Source organism: Anabaena subtropica FACHB-260 (genome assembly GCF_014697105.1).
GTDB classification, from domain to species: domain Bacteria; phylum Cyanobacteriota; class Cyanobacteriia; order Cyanobacteriales; family Nostocaceae; genus Trichormus; species Trichormus subtropicus.
In genome coordinates, this window is sequence record NZ_JACJRF010000008.1 from 129,152 (window position 1) to 149,962 (window position 20,811).

Consider the following 20,811-nt stretch of genomic DNA (forward strand, 5'->3'; position numbering starts at 1 on the left):
ATTACCTATTTACTAACTATTAATACTCCCATCATACCGTTCGCAATGGGGTAGTGTGTGGCTGAAGCAAAACCAACTTGACGGGCTATCTCTACTTGCTCTTTTCCGATGGGGAAGCGGTCTAAACTGGGGCTGATGTAAGCATATTCTTCCTTAACACCCAGGCGATCGGCAAGTGGTACAACTATATTGTCTAAATACCACTGCTGAAATGTGCGAAATTGCTGATTATTGGGGCGATGGAAATCTAAAATTGCTGCTTTGGCTCCTGGTTTGAGAACACGATGCAATTCTTGGAGGCTGCGGGGAATGTCTGTAACATTTCTTAAGCCGTAGCCCATCGTCGCAGCATCAAATTGATTGTTTTCAAAAGGTAAATCAAGCACATTGGCTTCTACCCACGAGATGCTTGGTTGGGGATATTGTGTTTGGGAGCGTTGTTTGGCATTTTCTAGCAGATTGGGTGAGAAATCCACACCGTATACCTTGCCTGTTAAGCCTACACGCCGTGCTAGACGTAAGGCTAAATCGCCACTCCCGCAACATAAATCTAGGCAAGTATCGCCTGGTTTAGCCGCAGTCCATTTAATAGCCATCTCTTTCCAGATGCGGTGTTGTCCTAGACTTAACCAATCATTCAATTGGTCATAAACGGGGGCGATACGGTTAAAAATGGTACGAATTTCGTTTGTCATTGGTCAATGGTCAATGGTCATTAGTCAATAGTCAGCCATAATTAGGGATAGCCAAATTAGCGTTGTCTAAACGCAATGGAACAATTATGTTTTACCCTCTAATTAACGTCTGGTTAACAGTCAACAGTCTTGACTATTGACTGTTGACTATTGACTACAAAGACTGCTAGTTAGAGCGATCGCTACTAGTTGGGCAGATAAATGAATCAGTGTTAATTCATCTTCTCGTAAAGAGACTGGTTGTTTCCACTGGAGGGACAACACACCCAACATATCATTGCGGTAGGTAATTGGGATGAGTACATGGGCTTGGATACCGTTATCTTGATAGTGGCTGACATTAGATAGTTTGGCATCTTTGGCAACATTAATTGTCACTTGAATTTGACCAGTGGCGATCGCCTCATTTGTCATGGTGTCTTGATTTAGCCAGTTGTTGACAGTTCCTTCACTGCTATAAAACCCTTGTGTTGCGCTGAGTGTGTTTCCTTCAAGCATCTGTAAAATACAGGTATCGGCGGCAAAGCTTTCAGCAAATGCAGTGGCAATAGGTGTCAAGGTTTCCTCTAAACTCTTTGATGCTTGTGTCACCTGTACTAAAACCGTTAACAGTGACATTTGGGCGTTGGCGCGGCGCAATTCTTCTGTCCGTTGCTTGAGCAAATCATAGGTTTCGGCTGCTCTCTGCACAACGGCTTTCAGTTCGCCAGGGTCCCAAGGCTTAGTAATATATTTGTAGACTTGCCCAGCGTTAATTGCTTCCACCAAGTCTTCAATATCAGTAAAACCAGTCAGAATTATTCTTACCGTATCGGGAAACTGAGGTACAGTTTTACTCAAAAACTCAGTTCCCTTCATTTCTGGCATTCGCTGATCGGAAATAATTACGGCTACTTCTCCCTCTACTGACAAGACTTCTAAGGCATTTACTCCACTATCAGCCTTTAAGACATGAAAATCTCGGCGAAAAGTGCGATAAAGCAAATCTAGATTATCTGGCTCATCGTCAACCACCAAGATTTTCAGTTTTTTTGCTCGTTCCAAAGTTGCCGATTGACGACGACCAGTTTGAATGTCAGTAACAGCATCAGCCATAAGATTCTACCTGTAAATATTTGTATATTGTTATATTCCATACAAGCTTAGTAGATTATTCCTGCCAAGCCTTGCGGGAATTTGCTGATATAGTTTTCCCTACTTTGATGAGTAACATTCATAACTGAAAAATTTATTTGGCAGTAGGGTGTAGAGATAGTTGGCTGTTAAAGATTAGAATAAGATTTGCTGATGCAGTATAAAGTTAGTCGCGTCAACCAGAGCCTAAACTATATATTCGGCTGATGAGCGTTTAAATTGTGTCTTATTTAAAAGCTATAATCCCAGCGCTGCTGGCATTTCCTCTCTCAGAGACTCTACAAAAACATTTTGAATTTTGTATTTTGAATTTTAAATTGCAATATGACTGAACTACCACCCAACGCTCCCAATCCTGAGAATACCGCTAATGAATTGGCACAAGAACTACTGCGAAAATTAAGACAAAAACAAGGTAATTGGGTGGAATGGGGCCAGGCGATCGCTTCTCTACAAAAATCAGGTTACAATCCTCAAGATATTTTTGAAGCGACTGGATTTGAACCAGTGCAACAAAATCAGGTAATTGTTGGCTCTCAAGTTTATAATTCCTTAGAAAAAGCGGGAGCATCAGCAGCCACACTGGCGCACTATGCTACACGCGGGAGTGATGTTTTATATGAACTACGTTTACTCACCCATGAAGAACGGGCGGCGGCGGGTGAGTTGACTTTTACTCATAAAGTGGATGTGGATGAGGCGCGAGAAGTAGCCAAAGCAATTAAAGACTTTTCTCGCTTCCGCACCTTACCAGAAGGATTCTCTAACCATCCTGGGGATGCAGTCGCCTATCAAGCTTGGAAGTTAGCACGGCAATACTCAGATTTGCAAGAGCGATCGCGTCTCATTGCCAAAGGGTTACGTTTTGCTCACAGCGAAACCGCTAGGAAACAAATTGAACAGTTACTAGTAGATTTTTCAGTCGTTTCCAAGCGTCCGGCTCCCATACCTCCCTTTTTCCGCTTCGATACGGAAGATGAGTTACCCCGCATTGTTCCTGTAGTCGGTGAGTTACCTTTAACAGCACAAGAACTAAAAGCTGTTCCCCTGGTGACAGAAATTGAACCATTCCGCCTAGTGAAATTTGCTGGTGAACAAGCTTGGGTAGCCTTACCCGGTTGGCAAGTATTGTTAGCAGCAGAAGACCCAGTAACGATTTTAGCAACTAGCGATCGCTTTCCTAAACAGAATCAAACTGAGCCTGGGCCTGTGTTAGTGGTTGTAGATCGTTCTCAACGCGAATGGAATGACTTTAGTTATTTTGTGGTAGACAATGGCGGCGAATTAGATTTTCAGTGGTTTGAAACTGAACCAGAATTTCCCATATTAGGAAAAGTGATTATTCTAGTTCGTCCTCGGAGGATTTTGGATGAGGAAGTAACTAAAGACTCTTGGCAAATTGACGAATAACTACACTGAGGTTATTGGTGGGGGCTTATAGATGTTCGCTCCCACGCAAAACTCATAATTTAATGGAATCTATAATTCTATGTATCTTCATCTGAAGATGCAGATGCTATGACTGGTAATCCCGCATAGGGATACAAACCTTCAGGATGAAATTTAATGAATTTAGAATAGTTTTTCCTAAATTGTTCAGTATTTTCAAATTCATTCAACCATTCATAAGCTCCTTTAATAACTGAATTACAGAATATATCTATATCAATATATAGAATTTTATTTCTGTTCATTTCATTGGCTACATTATGGATATATATTTTTTTATTCTTAGGCAAAAAATTTGTATAAATAAACGCTATTTCTTTAAAAGAGCGGGTTCCAGGAATAACTGAAGTTCCTTGATGGAGTATTTTGTGTCTAAAGAGATAGCATTCTTGTGATGTTATTGTCTTATCGTGTACATATTCGTTAAACCATTTACAATAATGTTGCTCATGTGATGAACCTTTACTTGAATATGTTATTGCTCCTGCAATATCGGGTACTACTAATGTTGACATAAGTGCCAAATAGTAAAAATTTAAATTCAATGCAGACTCAATTTGTATAAGGAATTCTCTCATAAGTAAATTACTCTTATTAAGGCTAATAGCAATATTTTAAGACTTTTATTATACTCTTATTTATTATGTCAGAGACTAATGTTACTGCTACTGTGTCAGTGTCTGAACCGTCATTTGTTACTCTTTTACAAGAAAAAATTGCCCTAATTCGCAGTACTCTACGCCCAGGACAACAACAAATGGCTGACTGGGAATCAGGGCCTTTGGCGGTGTCTGCTGTACCGGGTGCGGGTAAATCTACAGGGATGGCGGCGGCGGCGGCGATCGCTATTGCTCGTCAGTATCAGATGGCGGCTGAGTCACGCACGTCTTCCCGTCGTCAGTTAGTGGTCGTGACTTTTACTCGTTCTGCGGCGGCGAATATTAAATTAAAAATTCGTAACTACCTCAAGCAATTATCTCTACCTCAAACTGGTTTTGCTGTCTATACTCTGCATGGTTTGGCTTTGAATATTGCCAGTCGTCATCCAAATTTATCAGGGTTAGAGTTAGAAAATGTCACCCTGATCACACCTAATCAAAGCCATCGCTTTATTCGTACAGCAGTTGAACAATGGGTGAATAATCATCCCCGGCTTTATTTGCAGTTATTGGAAGGACAGCAATTTGACGGTGAAGAGACAGAAAGGTTGCGTCGTCAGTCAGTATTGCGAACAGAAGTTTTACCAGATTTAGCAACTATTGTCATTCATGAAGCCAAAAGTTCTGGTATATCCCCAACGCAACTACGGGAATGGAGTCAACAAACCACAGACGCTTATGAGATTTTAACTATAGCTGCGGGATTATACGAACAGTATCAAAACCTCATGCGATCGCGTGACTTCATCGATTACGATGACATGATTCTAGCCGCCTTGCGTGTCCTCGAAAACGACAGCGCCCGACGGATTGAGCAAAACCAAGTCTTTGCTGTCTTTGAAGACGAAGCCCAAGATTCTAGTCCCTTACAAACGCAACTGTTAGAGATTTTGGCGAGTGGTTGGGAGGCAGGGAGCAGGGGGCAGGGGGCCGGGGAGAGAGAATTTACCCATTCTCCCATCAACCTAGTTCGTGTCGGCGATCCTAATCAAGCAATTAACTCGACTTTTACCCCGGCAGATCCGATTTATTTTCGGGAATTTTGCAAAGAGTGCGATCGCTCTCACAAACTAGCAACAATGGATCAAGCTGGTCGTAGTACTGCCATGATTATTGCAGCTGCTAACTTTGCACTGGAATGGGTAAATGATTCTTACAATAAAAATAAAAAGTCTCCCCATTCTCCTCTCTCCACTCCCTTTAGTCTGCAAAAAATTCTTCCTGTCCACCAAGCCGATGTCAATCCAGCATCCGTAGGAAAGGGATTGGAACTGCATACACCTCGTGATATCCATCACACTGTAGAATTGCTTTCTCAAAGGGTAGTTGAGTTATTCACCGAAGATATGACAAAGAGTGCAGCGATTTTGGTGCGGGAAAATCGCCAAGGACGTTGGTTGGGGGAAATGCTGGCATCTATATGTAAAGAGCATGATATTACGTTATTTGATGTGGGAGAGCGCGATCGCCGTTCTCATGTCCCTCAGGAAATTTTGGGATTGTTACAATTTTGCGATCGCCCTCATTCTCCCGACTACCTCAAAGCGGCTTTAGAAGTATTAGTACAGCGTCAATTAATTCCTACACAAGACCTCAACGCCTTAGCTAGTCTACCAGAAGAATTTTTGTATCCTGGCCCACTCGCTGCACCCCAGCCAGAATCAGTACAAAAAGCTTCTCACCTATGTCGTAGTCTACTCCGCGCTCGTTTGGAATTACCTTTGTATCAGATTATTTCCTTCCTCGCCTTAACTTTAAATTACGACCAAGCAGAACTAGCAACGGCTGATAAACTTGCGGAACGAGTAAACAAGCAAATAGCTGGTAATAACTCAATGGGGGCTATGCTTTCCACCTTAAGTGAAATCGTCAATTCCGAACGTTTTGAACCAGTGGAAACAGATGACGCAGAAGCCCGTTACACCCGCAATGGTCAATTGACAATTATCACTATGCACAAAGCCAAAGGACTGGATTGGAACTATGTTTTCATTCCTTTTTTGCATGAAAACTTAATTCCTGGTCGGTTTTGGGTTCCGCCCCAAAGTCAGTTTTTGGGTGACTTTACCTTATCAGAAGTGGCTCGCGCCCAAATCCGTGCTGCCCTCCACGGTGAAACTGGGATACCAGAAGTAACAACAGCTTGGGAACAGGCAAAACACCTCAAAACTGCTGAAGAATATCGTTTACTCTACGTGGCGATGACACGAGCAAAACAACTATTGTGGATGTCTGCGGCACAAAAAGCCCCATTTACTTGGAGTAAACCCGATAATTTACAAGAACAAGCCCCCTGCCCAGTTTTTTCTGCCTTAAAGCGCCAGTTTTCTGAATGTGTGGTTTCTCTGTAGGTATTCAAGTTTAGATAGCAATCCCAGATGTTCACTACTGCCAGATGGCAGGACTCGTTGGACAATGAAGTTATTGGTAGACGAGATCAAAGTGCGGAGTATCGTTACGAAAATTGGTCGTGAGACTGTGCAATTTATAACGAAATAAGTTAGAAAAACCAGACTCATCGATTTTTGCAATAATCCTATTAATTAGAGACATCATATTTTATAAAGTATGGAAAAATAAAATAATATGTTTTATATTTGGGGAATAAATTAAGATATTTGATCAAAGTTAAATTTGGGTTTTTCCGTTTGGTTTCCACCTTAGTGTTATGTGTCTATGCTAAGAGTTTTTCTGTGCAATATAGGTGAGAAAAAATCATTTTCTCAATTAGCAATTTCCTAAAGAATTTTGTAGTAGTAAATGTTTCGACTTACCACTTATTTTCTCCTTGTCTGTCAATAATGATTAATTTTGTCTTTTTCCAGGTGCTTTATATATAAAAATGGAATATTTGTATCTTCATTGCATCTACGACTCATGCTTTAGAGAGAGATTATGTAGAGTTGTTGCAACGTTGTGTTAAGGTGAAGGTAAGGATAAAATTCGGTCGCAACTTTTGTTTTTACTATTAACAGGCTTTTACCTTTTGGTATTGACAGGCTTGTTTCCGAAACCTAAATCTCTACACAGTTTCAATTTCGGAGACAATCTATGTCACTTTATGTAGGCAACCTTTCTTATGATGTTACACAAGACACTTTAAATAGTGTGTTTGCAGAATATGGTTCTGTCAAACAAGTTACGCTCCCCACAGACCGTGAAACAGGTCGTGTGCGTGGCTTTGCTTTTGTAGAAATGGGTTCAGACGCTGAAGAAGCATCTGCCATTGAAGCTCTTGACGGTGCTGAGTGGATGGGACGTAACCTGAAAGTGAATAAAGCTAAACCCAGAGAAGACAGAGGTTCCTTTGGTGGGAACCAGAGCAATTACGGTGGACGTAACCGCTACTAAACTTTGCGCTCAAAAATTGATCCTCTAACGTCTTAAGAGCAAAAGAAGAGTCCGTCATTTTTCTCGACTTTACTGGATGGCTTAACACTAAGCAATACTAATTAAGTAAGGACATAGAATGACTCAAATAATATTAGACGATAATGAAGGAATCGAGTCTGCTTTGCGTCGTTTTAAGCGAAAAGTTTCTCACGCAGGCATTTTTCCAGATATGAAAAAATGTCGTTATTTTGAAACCCCAGAGCAAAAACGTAAACGTAAAGAAGTTGCTAGGCACAGACAGCGTAAGAGAAGTTTCCGCAATTAAATCTCAGCATTTGTACGATCTTTTTAGTCTTATCAGTATTTCCACAAAAAATGGGAGTAGATTTAAATCAATCACCCGCACTACAATTGTGGGGGTGTTTACCACTCTTTTACAGAAAAATAAACTCTTGATTCTTAGATATTCAAGCTACTTTTCGTACAAAAACTATTTATTGTAAATATCTCTGGAAATCTCAAAAATTTGCTAGATTGAGTATGTGAAACATCGAATTAGAATGATGATCATAGACCTTGTGGTTTACAAATTTTAGCGTTGCTTTTTTACAATCCTTTTGCTCAAGGAATTTGTTAATTAGTGATTCCTAAGCCAATTGTAAACAATAATACAGAGAATCTCTGAACCAAAAAAACTGACAAAGCCAAGATGTTGCTTAATTAATTATATGATGTTTTCTGTTTATGGAATCTAATAAGTACAAAATGGATTACAAGTTTCATTCAATCAGCATTGAAGAGGAAGCATTAAGCGGAAAAGCTTATTATTATAAGATTTCTGGGGAATTATGCCATGATACAGGATTTGTTGACTCAATTTATGAAGCAGAACAAGAAGCTAAAGATAAGATTGACGAAAAGTTCAATCTGATAGATAAAAAATCTGCATTACATAGATATTGTGTCATGCGTGATTTTGACAGCTTTGTTGAGTTATTAAATCAACAAGAAGGAATTTCCAAAGAAATTACTTATCAAATAGCCTCTCAACTGGCTTTAGCTTCAACTTTAAAATATTTTACTAAAGAAGTATTAAGTAGCGATGTAAATCGTTCAATAGATGTTATTAAAGAGTTAAATACAGATAATTTGCAGTAAGAAATATTTTGCCAAATTGTCCTAGCGATCGCTAAGTCAATAAGTAAAGATGAATCAAAGTATATTGAATAATGTAAATACGATGGATATTATTTCTTCGTGAGGACTGAAGCCCTCACGACAAGGCTTTGACTATTCATGCCTTTACACTCATCACTTATTGGGAATTTGATAATTAATTCAAGTATTAATTGTTGAGACTGATGGAGTAAAAATTATCTAAATTTGAACTTTTTTTTCCTTATTGCAACAGACATGATGTACTAGTGCAGTATAGGCAATACATAGCAACAGCTAATGAATATGACAGAAAATTACGAACTAGAAATAAGTCACCTTAGTCTTCAAGTAAAACAGTTGATCAAGATGTACGCTACTGTTAATGAGTGTACTGAGGCTGAGATGTTGGAGCGCATTGTTTTGGAGTGGAACGCACAACAAAGCAAGAGCGAAAGACCACCAGGAGACGAAGATGAGTAGGTTGTTGATGACCAATTGTGGAAAAAGTTAGACCCTAACACTATTACTAGCAAAATCAGGATTTAACACACCAGAGATTGCTTCTCAACGGTCACTGCATTGATTTTGCTCTATCTTCTTTCAACACCTTGCTCAAAAACAAAAATACAATCATTTACGGTTTTTTTATACTGAAAACCATAATCTAACAAAGCGTCCTTTAAATTTTGTAATTCAAATTCTTTGAGCATATTTTTTGGGGACATTATCTCAATAGCTCCTTTATTTACTGTAAAGCTGAAACAGTCTTTCAATTGCTGATAATCCCAGTTTAATTTTCTAGCTACATTTAACTCTATGGCAGCTAATGTATTTTCAAATTCTTTCGTAACCATGATTTTATTTCTCAAGTTGCCTTAACCACATTTTAACAATCAAAATCAAGCAAGACTTAAATGTAAATATTAATGAATACTTGACAAAAACGTAAGTCATTTTACCTTTTTGACAATGAACCTTTTGGTCAATCAATCCAAGGAAATGATGAAGTAATAATTCATAGTAAACAAATAGATAGTACTGTGTTACCTTAGTAATACTTGCAAAGCAAAGTATTGAAAAATTAGGAGGAAATGATTATCGTAGTCCAAAAACAGTTGATTAATTCACAAATTAAGTCACCTCAGGTCTTCTTGATTGATCACGAAAATAACAATCGTGGTCTAATCGACACCAATGAAGCTTTACAATTAGCACAGAGCTTAGAACTTGACCTAGTTATAGTCTCCCAAAGCAAAGACACTCCAGTAGCGAAGATCCTTAACTATGGCAAGCTTCAATATCAAAAGAAAAAACGTCAAGGACAGAGTGCTAGACCAACTGTAAAAGAAGTCCGATTCCGTCCTAATGTCGGTGCTGCTGATTATAATTTACGTATTGAGCAAGCGCTTCAGTGGTTGAGTAAAGGTGATTCAGTTAAGTTTGCTATTCGTTTGCGAGGTCGAGAACATCAATATCGAGAGCAAGCAGGACAAATGCTAGAGCGCATTGTGACTGATTTAGGTCAAGTAGGTAAAGTCCAGTCGCTTGATAAACGCTCACTGATTGTTCAAATTATGCCTGCTTAAATACTTTTAGCGCTCTAGACTTTGTTTAGAGCGCTAACTACTTAATTAATTCATCAACGTATATTTATTTACAATTAGAAAACTTGTAAGTAGTTTTTAATTATTTTTGCGTGCCAAATAAATAAATTTCACAACACAAAACCAAGTATAGTTTTATCATCATCTGTTTACTAAAATTTTAGTTTAATTCTGGAAAATAAAATAATGTCTACTGATACAGTTGCTTACGTTCAGGAAAATGAATTTGATATTCTTTTAAGCGAAGAGAAGGTTGTTGTTGTTGACTTTACTGCTACTTGGTGTGGTCCATGTCGTCTTGTCAGTCCCTTAATGGATCAACTTGCCGATGAATACAAAAGTCGAGTTAAGGTTGTTAAGGTAGATGTGGACAACAACAAACCACTATTCAAAAAATTTGGGCTTCGGAGTATTCCAGCCGTGTTAATTTTTAAAGATGGTGAGTTGGCAGAGAAAATTGTAGGACTTTCTCCTTATGAGCAGTTCAGCACTGCTGTTGAGAAGCTTCTTTAGCTATTTTTTGGTAATTTATAATTATAGAAAAAGTAATACATGGACACATAAGATTTTCCATGTATTACTTAAAACGGGTAAATAAAAACTTAGGGATTATTCTGGTTAAATGATAGCTCTATGGCGTAAGACGCAGTGTCTGCCATAGCTATTGTTGAGTGTTGTTGGCAGTAATCATCATGCTTTCTTGAATACTACTCACGCAGAAATTAATATGAGAGCGGATAGCCTGCTCATAAACTATAGTTTGCTTTGTGCGTACTCCTACAGGCTGATATACCAACTTAACTTCGGGAAATTCACACCAATACATTAAGAAAATATCTTTGGCAGGAGTAATAATTTCATAATTATTCTCTTGTTTTTTCTTTTTAAGCTTACAATTATTTAGTTGTAATTTTTGTCTAAATAATTTTTCAAATGCTGGAATTATTGTTGAAGTAGTTTCCATACTTTATACACGTCGAAACGTATTATTAGGACAAACATTATCTTTTGATACTACTAAGTATGACACTTTTAGTTACCTTAGATTAAACTTAGTCATATCAAATTTTCAGCTACTTGGCACTTCATAACACTTGTCGTTACAAAATATCTATCAGAACTACCCAAGTAAAAAAAAGTTAATCAATAGAAAGCTTCTATATTATGTCGGAAGGCAATTAAGGCGTGCTTACCCTGCTCTTCTTTCAGCCCCAAAAGGATCGCATCAGATGCTTCTAATGAAACTATCGTCTTGATTTCAATATTAGTATTGTAACCTGCCAAGTCTGACAATCTTCTTCCGTGACCTCCCTCACCTTGTACTTGACTAATGGTGTAGCCGCTTACATTATGGCTTTTGAGCAGCTTCACAATACGGTCTTTTAAAACCGTTTCACCAATGATGGTGATTAAAACAGCAGCCTCAACGGGACTTGCTGGGTTTGACATAGATAACTCCACAAGAATAATTTTTAGCTTAAAAAGCTGATTTTTTTACTACCCAGTCCAAGCTTTGTATTAAAAAGGCTCAAGCATTTCTGCCTGAGCCAGTACTAAATGCAATGAATGTGCTGTAATTAATGGATTAGCTTAAGGTGCTAAATAAGGCTTAGTAGCGGTTACGTCCGCCGTAGCTTCCCCGATTACCACCAAAAGAACCTCTGTCTTCTTTAGGCTTAGCCTTGTTAACTTTGAGGTCACGTCCCATCCATTCAGCACCATCAAGTGCATCAATAGCTGCTGTTTCTTCAGCATCTGAACCCATTTCCACAAAACCAAAGCCACGCATCCGGCCTGTTTCACGGTCGGTAGGTAGCTGGACACGCTTTACAGAACCATATTCTGCAAAAACTGCATTCAAACTATCTTCTGTAACGTCGTAAGAAAGATTGCCTACATAAACTGACATAGATTGTCTCCGAAATCATAGGTACGTAGAGATTTAGGTTTCGGAGAAAAGTCTGTAAATACCAAAAGGAAAAAGCCCGTCAATACTAAAAACAAACGCGGTCCACCGAATTAACTCTCACCTCCTAGTATGACATAGCAACCAAATATCTGGGGGGAGTTACATAAACCGTTACATAAAGTTATGAGAGCAATTTATAACTACGTAAGTACGAAACTTTTTGTTAATTCTATCTTAACTTTATAAGTAAGTAGTAACATGAACAATCCAAAATTCAAAACAGTTATGGCTGTTTAAAGGGTCTTTAGTTCTTGTTTCAGTGATGTATATTTGCGAGATGATTTGGCAGCTTGCAAAATTTCCTCCCATGCTGGTCTGTTCTTCTTTTCATCCTCATTTACGGATTCGCTCTTGATGCTTTTGAAGTATTTTTTGGAGTATCTTTCTACTGATCGTCGGAAAATTGCGAATTTTTACAGATAAATTCTAAGAAATGCGTACAAATTGGGAATAATTCCGTCAAGTCTACAGTGACTTTTTTACTACCCTTGTGGAAAATTTAAGCAAAAGAGGAATAAATAATGCCTGAAACTAAGTCAAAACTTTTAATTCCTGTTGTTGGTGCGGCTGTAGTTGTAGTGGGAAGTTTAGCCGCCTATATGTATCTCAAAGGGCCTTCTGGGGATAGCTCAGGTGCTTTAGGCAGTGCTAAACTAGTGCCTTCGACAGCATTAATGGCTACTTATATCACTACTGATCAGCAAGCCTGGGAAAAGCTACAGCAATTTGGTACACCTGAAGCACAAAAGTTAGTTACCAAAGGTTTGGAAGATTTTAATCAGCAAATGTTGAAAGATGGCAACATTTCTTATGAAAAAGATATCAAACCTTGGGTTGGTGGTGTGATGTTGGCTGTGCTACCGCCAAATGCAGCCAAACCTGCCCAATTTCAAGCACCTACACCTGGAGCCAATTCACCGATCGCTCTACGGCAAGAACCACAAGTTTTAATGGTAGTTGGGATTAAAGATAGACTGAGCGCCTTAAATTTTGCTAACAAATTAAAAGGACAAAAAGGTGTCACATCCCAAGAAGTTGATTATAAAGGTGAAAAAATTACACAAACAAAACCCCAAACTGGGCAAACAACATACAGTGCTGTTTTAAATAATAGTTATTTAGTGTTTTCTCCAGAAAAAAACTCTGTAGAAAAAGCGATAGATACTTATAAAGGTCAATCATCCTTTGCCAGTAAAGAAGGTGCTAGCAGTATTCTCAGCAAGGGTGTGGATGTAAAAAATTCTCTAGCCCAAATCTACATTCCCGATTATCCGGGGATGGTGAGACAACTGGTGGCTGCAAGTCCCCAAGGAAATCAGGTAAATCCGCAGACATTAAAACAACTCGAACAAGTAAAATCAATGGTTGCGGGTGTGGGAGTTGATGATGCAGGGGTAAGATTGAAGGCGATCGCTAATTTAGATCCCCAACTGAATAAATTCCCATATCAAAGCACACAATCGAAAATCTTAGGACAATTCCCATCGGAAACTTTTGCACTCATCAGTGGACAGGGAATCAGTCGTACTTGGTCAGCAGTTGTGGAACAATCACAAGAATATCCAGAATTTAAGCAAGCCCTGGAACAGGTTCGGGGACAAATGAAATTAGTTAATCTCGACCTAGATAAAGAAATTTTTGGGTGGATGGATCAAGAATTTGCCTTTGGTGCTATTCCATCTAACCAAGGTGTATTGGCTAGTATAGGTTTTGGTGGGGCTTGGGTATTTGATACAAGCGATCGCAAAACCGCAGAAGCCACCTTGACTAAATTGGATACCCTCGCCAAAACCCAACAAATCAACATCACCAAAAGAAACATTGGTGGTAAAGACATTACTGAATGGCAAATCCCCCAACAAGGAGCTTTATTCGCTCACGGTTGGTTAGACCAAGATACAGTATTTCTCGCGGTCGGTGGCCCTGTTGCGGAAAGTTTGGCAAACAACAAAAATCAAACCCTAGAGAACAGCGATAATTTTAAAGCGATCGCAGGTTCTTTACAAAAACCCAACGGCGGTTACTTCTATCTAGATATGGATAGAACCATGACCTTAGTTAATCGTTTTGCAGCTCAGACCCAGCAACCCATTCCCCCAGAAGCTAACGCGGTGATCAGTTCCATTCGTGGGTTGAGTATCACTGCTAATAGCCCCGATAAATCTTTGAGCCAAGTAGAGATGTTGTTAGCTCTCAAACCTAGTGCTGCAAAGTAACGCTTAGGGACTAGTACCGCTTTGCGGAAGTCAAAAGTTTGATTAAAAACTTCATCCTTACAAAAAAACAACTGACAACGGACAATTGACCACTGACACTGTTACGAATTAGTCAGCAAATATGTCATAAGTAAAAAAGGCTGTTCAATGCAAATTAACTTATGACTGCTGCTGTAAACAATCCTCCTGGTTTAGCTTCTCGCTTGGTAAATGGGATCCTGGCAATTAAGCCTTTAGCTAACCTCGCCAAACACCAAGCTCGGCAAATGATGATTAAGCGGGCTGAGAGAATTGGCGTACCTTGGAGAAAGGAAGTCAAGACACTAGAGGCGCGTGATTGGACACAAGACTTAGCTCAAGTACAAAATCCACAAATCACCTACCCAGACTACTATCTGACTTCCTTCCACGGCTATGATGAAGGAGACCTAAGTTGGCAAGCAGCTTTTGAACTAGAAGTTGCTGCTCTTACTGTCCATGCAGGAATTTGGCAGGATGCTGGGGTGCAAGGTGATGGGAAACTGCGCCAAAGTTACCACGACATAGTGAAAGTACAAATTTCCCAGCCACCGCAAGACATCCTCGACTTGGGTTGTAGCATCGGACTGAGTACATTTACCCTACAAGAACTCTATCCCCACGCTAAAGTTACAGGCTTAGATTTGTCTCCCTATTTTTTAGCTGTGGCTAAATATCGCGCCCAACAGAATCAAGCTCAAATTAATTGGGTTCACGCCTCAGCTGAGTCTACAGGATTACCAAACGGGGCTTTTGATTTAGTTTCCCTGTTTTTGATTTGCCATGAATTACCCGAATCAGCCACCCGCAAGATTTTTGCAGAGGTGCGGCGTGTATTGCGTCCCGGTGGTCACATATCTATCATGGACATGAATCCCCAATCGGAAGCTTACAAAAAAATGCCGCCCTACATTTTGACGTTGCTCAAAAGTACTGAGCCTTATTTGGATCAATATTTTGCTTTAGATATTGAACAAGCTTTAGTAGAGGCTGGTTTCCAAACTCCCACAATCACCAAAAATAGCCCTCGTCATCGCACTGTTATCGCTCAAGTGCGTGACTGATTTGTTACTGCTATTGTGGGCAGCGATTCCACCATTAATATTTCTGGGGTACTACTATTATCGTGTACCCCTAGCCCCGCCTTTATCCTTATTGTTGTGGTTATTTCTGGTTGGGGCAGTATCTGGTTTTGTTGCCCTCGGCTTAGAATATGTGTTTGATACTGTAGCTAACTGGGTTGTAAACTGGCAAAGAATGCAGCGTTCCCTGCTGGGAATTGCTTTGCGACAACTGATAGAAATTGGCCCTATTGAGGAAGGTTGCAAGTTATTGGGTGTGGTTGTCCCCAATTATTATTTTCAACGTCGCTATCGTTTACCTTCTAGTAGTGTTTTCCTGTTTACCATAGCGGCTGCTTTGGGATTCACAGCAGAAGAGAATTGGATTTATCTTTATCACGGTACAGCAACGGTTTTTGATAGAAGTATCGGTACACCAGTACACGCTATGTTCTCTGCGCCTTGGGGATATGCTCTAGGGAGATACCTTCATGCTCATGAGCGATTAAATCATTACAAGAATTTATTTGTTCGGGCTGGGATTAATTCTGTTATCTTTCACGCTCTTGTAAATGTCCTTTCTAGTGCTTGGCGTTACTCACCGCCTCTACGTTTTCTCAGTTATGGCTTATTTCCCTTATTTGTGTGGATGTTTTGGCGTATGGAACAGTTGTTGCGGAGAGTGCGAGGCCAGCGTCCTCTTAATTTAATATCTGGTCGTACATCTCAGCATCGTTACTGGCAAAGAGGTTTAGTGTTATTTGCCCTCATGTTGGGTGGTAATGCTATTTTTGGGATTTTTCTTTTAGCTAGACTTCTGAGTCCTTTAAGTCCATCACAGATTTTTTCGCCTGATATTTTTGGGTTTATAGTTAGTCGATTTTTAGCTAATTTTGTTTTCGGAATTCTCGCTTGGTTAATTTATTTATATTTAAGCTATAAAGATAGCGATCGCTATCTTTAATTTTCCGGGGAAAATTACTTTTGTGGTTAGATATTTTTTTACCTGTCAGTCACATTTGACATTTGCGGAGTTTTCGTAGGTAAGTATCAATACAAAGTATTTAAAATCTAGAAGCTCACAAGCAAAAGCAGACAACAAGAGCATAAAAATCTCTTTTTTCTAGCCTCTCGTTGATTTGCGGAATACAGTAAATATCATAGCTACCTCACAGTCCAGTTGGAATGCAAATTATTAAAGTACTCACCAGAGTTTATTTGAATCCTACAGAATTAGATGATGCGATCGCGTTCTATGAAAATCTGTTTACAGAAAAATGTTGGCTATGGTTTCAATACTCGGAAACAGGATTGGAACTAGCTGGTGTTGGTTCTGTACTTTTAATCGCTGGTTCGGCTGAAGTACTCTCTCCATTTAAGAATACTCAGGCTACTTTCTTAGTTGACTCACTCAATGATTTTCGGGAATTACTGACTGAACAAGGCGCAGTAATTATGACGGAACCGGAGCAAGTTCTCACTGGGATGAATATGCAGGCTATACATCCTGATGGCACAATTATTGAATATGTTGAATTCTCTTGATGAAGTTGGGGTACACAAAAGCCCAACACCCTTGGTAGAGACGCAGCATTGCTACGTCTCTACATCATCTCTTTTTTGACTACGTATTCGGAATCAACCTACCACAAGGATAAGTTGCTGCGCCTTGGGAAGCATCTTCAGCTACAGCAGCCGGAATCTGATCTACTGGTTGATTCTTCGTTGCTAGGTAGTCTGTGCGGAGTTTATCGTATAATTCTTCGCGCCTGTCATATAACCGTTTTACAGGACGGGGTGGACACTGATTGAGAACATAAGCTGTTACCAAAGGTAGAGCGATCGTGCTATCTGTATAACAAACAATGGTGCTGGGTAATTCCTCTGGGTCAATCTTACCCCAACTTACAGCCTCTGATGGTGTTGCCCCAGACAAGCCACCAGTATCAGGACGCGCATCGGTGAACTGAACAAAGAAATCATGTCCCCGTTCTTCTAATCCTAGAACTTCGTGAATTTGCGGTTGAGTTTGTAGTAAAAAGTTCTTGGGACTACCACCACCAAGAATTACAGCTGCACTTCTACCTTCTCCTTCTCTAGCATTGTAGGCGATCGCTGCTGTTTCATTCACATCAATTGATGGATCTAGTATCAACTGGGAACCTTCTAACGCCAAAGCTGCTACATTCATCCCAATGGAACTGTCACCAGGAGAAGATGTGTAAATAGGTACACCATACTCGTAAGCTGTCGCTAGCAAACAAGAATTTTTCACTCCCAATTGCTTTTCCACTTCCCTGACATATTTGCCCAAAAGATGATGAAATTCAGCAGTTCCCATCCGCTTTTGAAACGGTTCTGCTTGCAAAATCTTACGGATAAATGCGTCGGTTTCTAACAAGACATCGTAGCCAAAGATAATGTCATAGATTCTGATAGTCCCTTCTTGACGCAACTTGACATCATCTAAAAACGGGTTCCCTGCAAACAACTCAAAACCCAAACCGTAGTGCATATCATGGTAAAGATTTGCACCAGTACTAATCATCCAGTCAATAAAACCGTTGCGAATTAGGGGTGCAAGTGCAGATACCCCAAAACCAGCCGGTGTCATCGCACCGGAAAGGCTCACCCCCACGGTGACACCATCTTTTAACACATCACGAGCCAATAGTTGACAGACTTCCCGCAAACGAGCTGAGTTGTAGGCGGTAAAATAATTATCAATCAAATCCACCACATTGATATCAGTTGACATCGGTATAGGTGCAATTCTCTTACCCAAATGTTTTGCCATGTTGAGACCCCTAAATAGTAAACACGCCGAATCTAATGTTAACTATGTTTCAGCAATTTCTCACATCACTTAACTGTAAGAATTGTAGGTGCTTTGTCTCAAACTACGAAAACTACTTGCTCTGGCGAGTTAGAATGATGTAAAAATTTTTGCAGACACATTCCCTTGGGAAACCATAAAATGGTGACAATTGCTGGTTATCAAATCATTGGTCAAATTTACCAAACTAGCACTATGTCACTAATCCCTTGTTATTTATCATCGTTGTCTTAAAACAAGTCCGGTTATCCCTCACTTCTGGTCATTGTGCTATGTCTGCATTAGGTTTGGACAACTGGTTAGTAAACAGCATGGTAAGTTAAAAGTATATAACCGGATATATCAAACTGTTTTCGATATTAATTGGGTTGAGAAACAACTAGCAAGTTTTGATTAAATCAAAATAACGTGAGTCTCCAAGGAAGGCACACGTTATTTTAGTATTGTTGCACTACTACAGTAATTTTATTTTTACTCAGCACTCAGTACTGTTTGCCAGTTGAGGAAGTAAAGCTGCAAAAGCTTGACCCCGATGGCTGACTGATTTCTTCAACTCTGGTGTCATCTGTGCAAAAGTTAATTGCTTTTCTGGAACATAAAAAATTGGATCGTAGCCAAAACCGCCATTACCACGGGGTGCATGGAGAATTTCGCCACGACAAATACCTTCTGCTTGTAGTGCGATCGCTCCATCAGGAGAGGCGATCGCCACTACACACACAAACTGCGCTTGTCGGTTAACTTCGCTACCTAATTCATTCAGTAACCTAGAGATGCGTTCTGAGTCGGTTGTACCATAACGGGCAGAATATACCCCAGGAACACCATTCAGGGCATCGACTTGTAAACCAGAGTCATCAGCGATCGCCCAGTTACCTGTAGCCTTGGCAACTTCTGAGGCTTTGAGACAAGCATTAGCCGCAAAGGTATCGCCTGTTTCTTCAACTTCTAATTCTTCCGGCTTCAGAGTTAATTCCCAGTTGGTATTTGCGAGGTAAGCTTGCATTTCTCGCAACTTACCCGGATTACTTGTAGCTACTACGAGGAGTTTTGTCATTTGTTATTAGTCATTGGTGATTAGTCAACAGTCATCAGTGTTTAACTATGGACTATTGACTTTGGACTAAATTTCACTCTGCCCAGTGTTTCGCCCAAGCGAGGGTTTGATGGACTTGTTCGAGGGTGGCGGCTTCACAGTAGAGGCGTAAAACTGGTTCTGTGCCACTGAAGCGAATCATTAACCAGCTATGATCGGCTAGGCGGAATTTATAGCCGTCGATGGTGTTACAGTCAATTACTGCTTTACCTGCGATTTCGGTTAGGGGTTGGCTTTGTAGTTGTTGCAAAAGTCGCGCTCTGACATCCATGCTGGCTAGGGGTAAATCGATGCGATCATAAGCAGAGGTAAAGCCTGTTTGCTCTTGCAATTGGTGGTAATACTCACTTAAATCTAGCCCAGATTCTACGATCGCCTCTAAGACATACAATGCTGATAACAAGGCATCCCGTTCTGGTATATGACTACCGTAACCAATTCCCCCCGATTCTTCGCCACCTAACAACACTGGGGCCGCTAACATTCTGTCAGCTATATATTTATAACCAACTGCTGTTTCATGTAATGACAAGTTATGTAGCGCTGCTACTTTGGGAATTAAATCAGAACCACTGACAGTTTTGACGATTTCGCCTGTAAAGTTACGTCTTTGGGTCAGGTGGTCAATTAATATGGGGATTAAGATTTGAGAACTCAAAAAGTTAGCATTTCCATCTACGGCGGCGATGCGATCGCAATCACCATCAAATACTAACCCTACAGATAAACTTGACTGATTCGTTTCTCGGTGATTACGGATAGTTTCAAATAGCAGAGAAAGGTATTTTGGCAAAGGTTCCGGCGCACCACCACCAAATAATGGATCGCGGTTACTATTGATTTCTTGAACCCGTTCACCTAATAATCGCCCCAAACCTGTTGCTGCTGCACCGTGCATGACATCAGCAAATACTGTGAGTTTACCAGAGGCGATCGCCCCGCGAATTTTGGCGATATCAACTTTACCTTCTAAACCCTGAGTATAACTAGGCCAAGGGTCAAAATTTTCTAATTTGCCAGGAGTAGCGGCGGGTGGTACCCCTTGTGATAATAATGCTTCTATATTTTTTGTGACTTCTGGCGATACAGAGCCACCAAAATAACCTTTAACTTTTAGTCCTAAATATGCGCCTGGATTATGACTGGCGGTAATCACTAGCGCCCCCAAAGCATTCAGTTGCTTTGCAGCCCAACTAAAGGCTGGGGTTGGTGCATAGCTTTCACTAAGTAAAACATCAAACCCAACAGCCGTCACAGCATTGGCGACAGCACGAGCAAAATCTTCTGCCATAAATCGGCGATCGTAACCAACGATAATTGTCCGGCTACCCACTGTCGAGTAATAGGTATCATATAATACTTTTGCTGCAACTGGCGCGACTAAAGCTAGGCGTTCAAAGGTGAACTCATCACCAATCACACCCCGCCAGCCGTCTGTACCAAACTTGATAGAGCTAGCTATAACTGGCATCAGATTATCCTCAGTCTACACATGAGGATTCTAGCATTTGTACAGTCACCCAAGTAACAAAAGAGGCAGCCCCTTCAGGGAATTCAAAATTCAAAATTACGTTTAATGTGAA

22 protein-coding genes are annotated in these 20,811 nt (G+C 40.2%); 12 read left to right on the plus strand and 10 right to left on the minus strand.

The window, feature by feature from the left end; translation table 11 throughout:
• Positions 1 to 5: 5 nt before the first annotated feature.
• Together ubiE and H6G18_RS07145 are read right to left on the minus strand one after the other, a co-directional pair.
• On the minus strand, positions 6 to 695 hold the full coding sequence (ubiE, locus tag H6G18_RS07140; protein WP_190406395.1) for a bifunctional demethylmenaquinone methyltransferase/2-methoxy-6-polyprenyl-1,4-benzoquinol methylase UbiE: 690 nt from the start codon (positions 693 to 695) through the stop codon (positions 6 to 8).
• Between the two features lie 147 nt (positions 696 to 842).
• Positions 843 to 1,790, minus strand: a complete 948-nt coding sequence (locus H6G18_RS07145) for a response regulator (RefSeq protein WP_190406396.1) — start codon at positions 1,788 to 1,790, stop codon at positions 843 to 845.
• 363 nt (positions 1,791 to 2,153) lie between these two features.
• Here H6G18_RS07145 and H6G18_RS07150 point away from each other — a divergent pair, with 363 nt between their 5' ends.
• A complete protein-coding gene (locus H6G18_RS07150) occupies positions 2,154 to 3,239 on the plus strand; it encodes a RuBisCO accumulation factor 1 (protein WP_190406397.1) in 1,086 nt (361 codons plus the stop codon).
• Between the two features lie 77 nt (positions 3,240 to 3,316).
• Here the strand turns inward: H6G18_RS07150 and H6G18_RS07155 are convergent, their stop codons facing one another.
• Positions 3,317 to 3,856, minus strand: coding sequence for a hypothetical protein (locus H6G18_RS07155; RefSeq protein WP_190406398.1), 540 nt, complete (start codon positions 3,854 to 3,856; stop codon positions 3,317 to 3,319).
• A 65-nt stretch (positions 3,857 to 3,921) separates the two neighbouring features.
• On the opposite strand from H6G18_RS07155, the gene H6G18_RS07160 reads away from it, so the two are divergent.
• The 5 genes from H6G18_RS07160 (at position 3,922) to H6G18_RS07180 (ending at position 8,908) form a co-directional block, all read left to right on the plus strand.
• Complete coding sequence (locus tag H6G18_RS07160; protein ID WP_190406399.1) at positions 3,922 to 6,288, plus strand: ATP-dependent helicase; 2,367 nt, start codon at positions 3,922 to 3,924, stop codon at positions 6,286 to 6,288.
• A 700-nt stretch (positions 6,289 to 6,988) separates the two neighbouring features.
• Positions 6,989 to 7,288 carry an RNA recognition motif domain-containing protein gene (locus H6G18_RS07165; protein WP_190406400.1) on the plus strand — a complete coding sequence of 100 codons (300 nt, stop codon included), beginning with the start codon at positions 6,989 to 6,991 and terminating at the stop codon, positions 7,286 to 7,288.
• A 118-nt stretch (positions 7,289 to 7,406) separates the two neighbouring features.
• A complete protein-coding gene (gene rpsU, locus H6G18_RS07170) occupies positions 7,407 to 7,595 on the plus strand; it encodes a 30S ribosomal protein S21 (RefSeq protein ID WP_190406401.1) in 189 nt (62 codons plus the stop codon).
• A gap of 419 nt (positions 7,596 to 8,014) precedes the next feature.
• Entirely contained in the window at positions 8,015 to 8,428 is a 414-nt protein-coding gene (locus H6G18_RS07175) for a hypothetical protein (protein WP_190406402.1), read from the plus strand.
• Between the two features lie 297 nt (positions 8,429 to 8,725).
• A complete protein-coding gene (locus H6G18_RS07180; RefSeq protein ID WP_190406434.1) occupies positions 8,726 to 8,908 on the plus strand; it encodes a hypothetical protein in 183 nt (60 codons plus the stop codon).
• Between the two features lie 110 nt (positions 8,909 to 9,018).
• Here the strand turns inward: H6G18_RS07180 and H6G18_RS07185 are convergent, their stop codons facing one another.
• The gene (locus H6G18_RS07185; protein WP_190406403.1) at positions 9,019 to 9,282 is read right to left on the minus strand and encodes a hypothetical protein; all 264 of its coding nucleotides are present in this window, start codon (positions 9,280 to 9,282) and stop codon (positions 9,019 to 9,021) included.
• Positions 9,283 to 9,519: 237 nt separating this feature from the next.
• Here H6G18_RS07185 and infC point away from each other — a divergent pair, with 237 nt between their 5' ends.
• Complete coding sequence (gene infC / locus H6G18_RS07190; protein ID WP_190406404.1) at positions 9,520 to 10,014, plus strand: translation initiation factor IF-3; 495 nt, start codon at positions 9,520 to 9,522, stop codon at positions 10,012 to 10,014.
• Between the two features lie 204 nt (positions 10,015 to 10,218).
• Positions 10,219 to 10,545: a thioredoxin gene (gene trxA, locus H6G18_RS07195; protein WP_190406405.1), complete on the plus strand. Its 327-nt coding sequence runs from the start codon at positions 10,219 to 10,221 to the stop codon at positions 10,543 to 10,545.
• A 148-nt stretch (positions 10,546 to 10,693) separates the two neighbouring features.
• Here the strand turns inward: trxA and H6G18_RS07200 are convergent, their stop codons facing one another.
• The 3 genes from H6G18_RS07200 to H6G18_RS07210 all read right to left on the minus strand — a co-directional run bounded on the left by H6G18_RS07200 (position 10,694) and on the right by H6G18_RS07210 (position 11,941).
• Positions 10,694 to 10,996, minus strand: coding sequence for a hypothetical protein (locus tag H6G18_RS07200; RefSeq protein WP_190406406.1), 303 nt, complete (start codon positions 10,994 to 10,996; stop codon positions 10,694 to 10,696).
• Between the two features lie 179 nt (positions 10,997 to 11,175).
• Positions 11,176 to 11,481 (minus strand): P-II family nitrogen regulator, encoded by a 306-nt coding sequence (locus H6G18_RS07205; RefSeq protein WP_190406407.1) that lies wholly within the window; start codon positions 11,479 to 11,481, stop codon positions 11,176 to 11,178.
• A gap of 160 nt (positions 11,482 to 11,641) precedes the next feature.
• A complete protein-coding gene (locus H6G18_RS07210) occupies positions 11,642 to 11,941 on the minus strand; it encodes an RNA recognition motif domain-containing protein (protein ID WP_190406408.1) in 300 nt (99 codons plus the stop codon).
• Positions 11,942 to 12,522: 581 nt separating this feature from the next.
• Here H6G18_RS07210 and H6G18_RS07215 point away from each other — a divergent pair.
• The 4 genes from H6G18_RS07215 (at position 12,523) to H6G18_RS07230 (ending at position 16,841) form a co-directional block, all read left to right on the plus strand.
• The gene (locus H6G18_RS07215; protein ID WP_190406409.1) at positions 12,523 to 14,217 is read left to right on the plus strand and encodes a DUF3352 domain-containing protein; all 1,695 of its coding nucleotides are present in this window, start codon (positions 12,523 to 12,525) and stop codon (positions 14,215 to 14,217) included.
• A gap of 161 nt (positions 14,218 to 14,378) precedes the next feature.
• Positions 14,379 to 15,299, plus strand: a complete 921-nt coding sequence (locus H6G18_RS07220; RefSeq protein ID WP_190406410.1) for a class I SAM-dependent methyltransferase — start codon at positions 14,379 to 14,381, stop codon at positions 15,297 to 15,299.
• Positions 15,292 to 16,260, plus strand: coding sequence for a PrsW family intramembrane metalloprotease (locus tag H6G18_RS07225; RefSeq protein WP_190406411.1), 969 nt, complete (start codon positions 15,292 to 15,294; stop codon positions 16,258 to 16,260). The genes H6G18_RS07220 and H6G18_RS07225 overlap by 8 nt, the downstream gene beginning before the upstream one ends.
• A gap of 221 nt (positions 16,261 to 16,481) precedes the next feature.
• Positions 16,482 to 16,841, plus strand: coding sequence for a VOC family protein (locus tag H6G18_RS07230; RefSeq protein ID WP_190406412.1), 360 nt, complete (start codon positions 16,482 to 16,484; stop codon positions 16,839 to 16,841).
• Between the two features lie 79 nt (positions 16,842 to 16,920).
• Here the strand turns inward: H6G18_RS07230 and H6G18_RS07235 are convergent, their stop codons facing one another.
• The 3 genes from H6G18_RS07235 to H6G18_RS07245 all read right to left on the minus strand — a co-directional run bounded on the left by H6G18_RS07235 (position 16,921) and on the right by H6G18_RS07245 (position 20,699).
• A complete protein-coding gene (locus tag H6G18_RS07235; protein ID WP_190406413.1) occupies positions 16,921 to 18,093 on the minus strand; it encodes a homospermidine biosynthesis protein in 1,173 nt (390 codons plus the stop codon).
• A gap of 514 nt (positions 18,094 to 18,607) precedes the next feature.
• Entirely contained in the window at positions 18,608 to 19,189 is a 582-nt protein-coding gene (rdgB, locus tag H6G18_RS07240) for an RdgB/HAM1 family non-canonical purine NTP pyrophosphatase (protein WP_190406414.1), read from the minus strand.
• A 73-nt stretch (positions 19,190 to 19,262) separates the two neighbouring features.
• A complete protein-coding gene (locus H6G18_RS07245) occupies positions 19,263 to 20,699 on the minus strand; it encodes a phosphoglucomutase/phosphomannomutase family protein (RefSeq protein ID WP_190406415.1) in 1,437 nt (478 codons plus the stop codon).
• Positions 20,700 to 20,811 lie beyond the last annotated feature (112 nt).

What these genes read in the sequence shown, in the direction of transcription:
- H6G18_RS07230 (WP_190406412.1), top strand. Translation starts at nt 16,482, where the DNA reads ATGCAAATTATTAAAGTACTCACCAGAGTTTATTTGAATCCTACAGAA.
- H6G18_RS07210 (WP_190406408.1), bottom strand. Translation starts at nt 11,941, where the DNA reads ATGTCAGTTTATGTAGGCAATCTTTCTTACGACGTTACAGAAGATAGT.
- rdgB (WP_190406414.1), bottom strand. Translation starts at nt 19,189, where the DNA reads ATGACAAAACTCCTCGTAGTAGCTACAAGTAATCCGGGTAAGTTGCGA.
- H6G18_RS07200 (WP_190406406.1), bottom strand. Translation starts at nt 10,996, where the DNA reads ATGGAAACTACTTCAACAATAATTCCAGCATTTGAAAAATTATTTAGA.
- H6G18_RS07180 (WP_190406434.1), top strand. Translation starts at nt 8,726, where the DNA reads ATGAATATGACAGAAAATTACGAACTAGAAATAAGTCACCTTAGTCTT.
- H6G18_RS07235 (WP_190406413.1), bottom strand. Translation starts at nt 18,093, where the DNA reads ATGGCAAAACATTTGGGTAAGAGAATTGCACCTATACCGATGTCAACT.
- H6G18_RS07145 (WP_190406396.1), bottom strand. Translation starts at nt 1,790, where the DNA reads ATGGCTGATGCTGTTACTGACATTCAAACTGGTCGTCGTCAATCGGCA.
- H6G18_RS07215 (WP_190406409.1), top strand. Translation starts at nt 12,523, where the DNA reads ATGCCTGAAACTAAGTCAAAACTTTTAATTCCTGTTGTTGGTGCGGCT.
- H6G18_RS07185 (WP_190406403.1), bottom strand. Translation starts at nt 9,282, where the DNA reads ATGGTTACGAAAGAATTTGAAAATACATTAGCTGCCATAGAGTTAAAT.
- H6G18_RS07165 (WP_190406400.1), top strand. Translation starts at nt 6,989, where the DNA reads ATGTCACTTTATGTAGGCAACCTTTCTTATGATGTTACACAAGACACT.
- trxA (WP_190406405.1), top strand. Translation starts at nt 10,219, where the DNA reads ATGTCTACTGATACAGTTGCTTACGTTCAGGAAAATGAATTTGATATT.
- H6G18_RS07220 (WP_190406410.1), top strand. Translation starts at nt 14,379, where the DNA reads ATGACTGCTGCTGTAAACAATCCTCCTGGTTTAGCTTCTCGCTTGGTA.
- H6G18_RS07150 (WP_190406397.1), top strand. Translation starts at nt 2,154, where the DNA reads ATGACTGAACTACCACCCAACGCTCCCAATCCTGAGAATACCGCTAAT.
- H6G18_RS07160 (WP_190406399.1), top strand. Translation starts at nt 3,922, where the DNA reads ATGTCAGAGACTAATGTTACTGCTACTGTGTCAGTGTCTGAACCGTCA.
- infC (WP_190406404.1), top strand. Translation starts at nt 9,520, where the DNA reads ATGATTATCGTAGTCCAAAAACAGTTGATTAATTCACAAATTAAGTCA.
- H6G18_RS07245 (WP_190406415.1), bottom strand. Translation starts at nt 20,699, where the DNA reads ATGCCAGTTATAGCTAGCTCTATCAAGTTTGGTACAGACGGCTGGCGG.
- rpsU (WP_190406401.1), top strand. Translation starts at nt 7,407, where the DNA reads ATGACTCAAATAATATTAGACGATAATGAAGGAATCGAGTCTGCTTTG.
- ubiE (WP_190406395.1), bottom strand. Translation starts at nt 695, where the DNA reads ATGACAAACGAAATTCGTACCATTTTTAACCGTATCGCCCCCGTTTAT.
- H6G18_RS07175 (WP_190406402.1), top strand. Translation starts at nt 8,015, where the DNA reads ATGGAATCTAATAAGTACAAAATGGATTACAAGTTTCATTCAATCAGC.
- H6G18_RS07155 (WP_190406398.1), bottom strand. Translation starts at nt 3,856, where the DNA reads ATGAGAGAATTCCTTATACAAATTGAGTCTGCATTGAATTTAAATTTT.
- H6G18_RS07205 (WP_190406407.1), bottom strand. Translation starts at nt 11,481, where the DNA reads ATGTCAAACCCAGCAAGTCCCGTTGAGGCTGCTGTTTTAATCACCATC.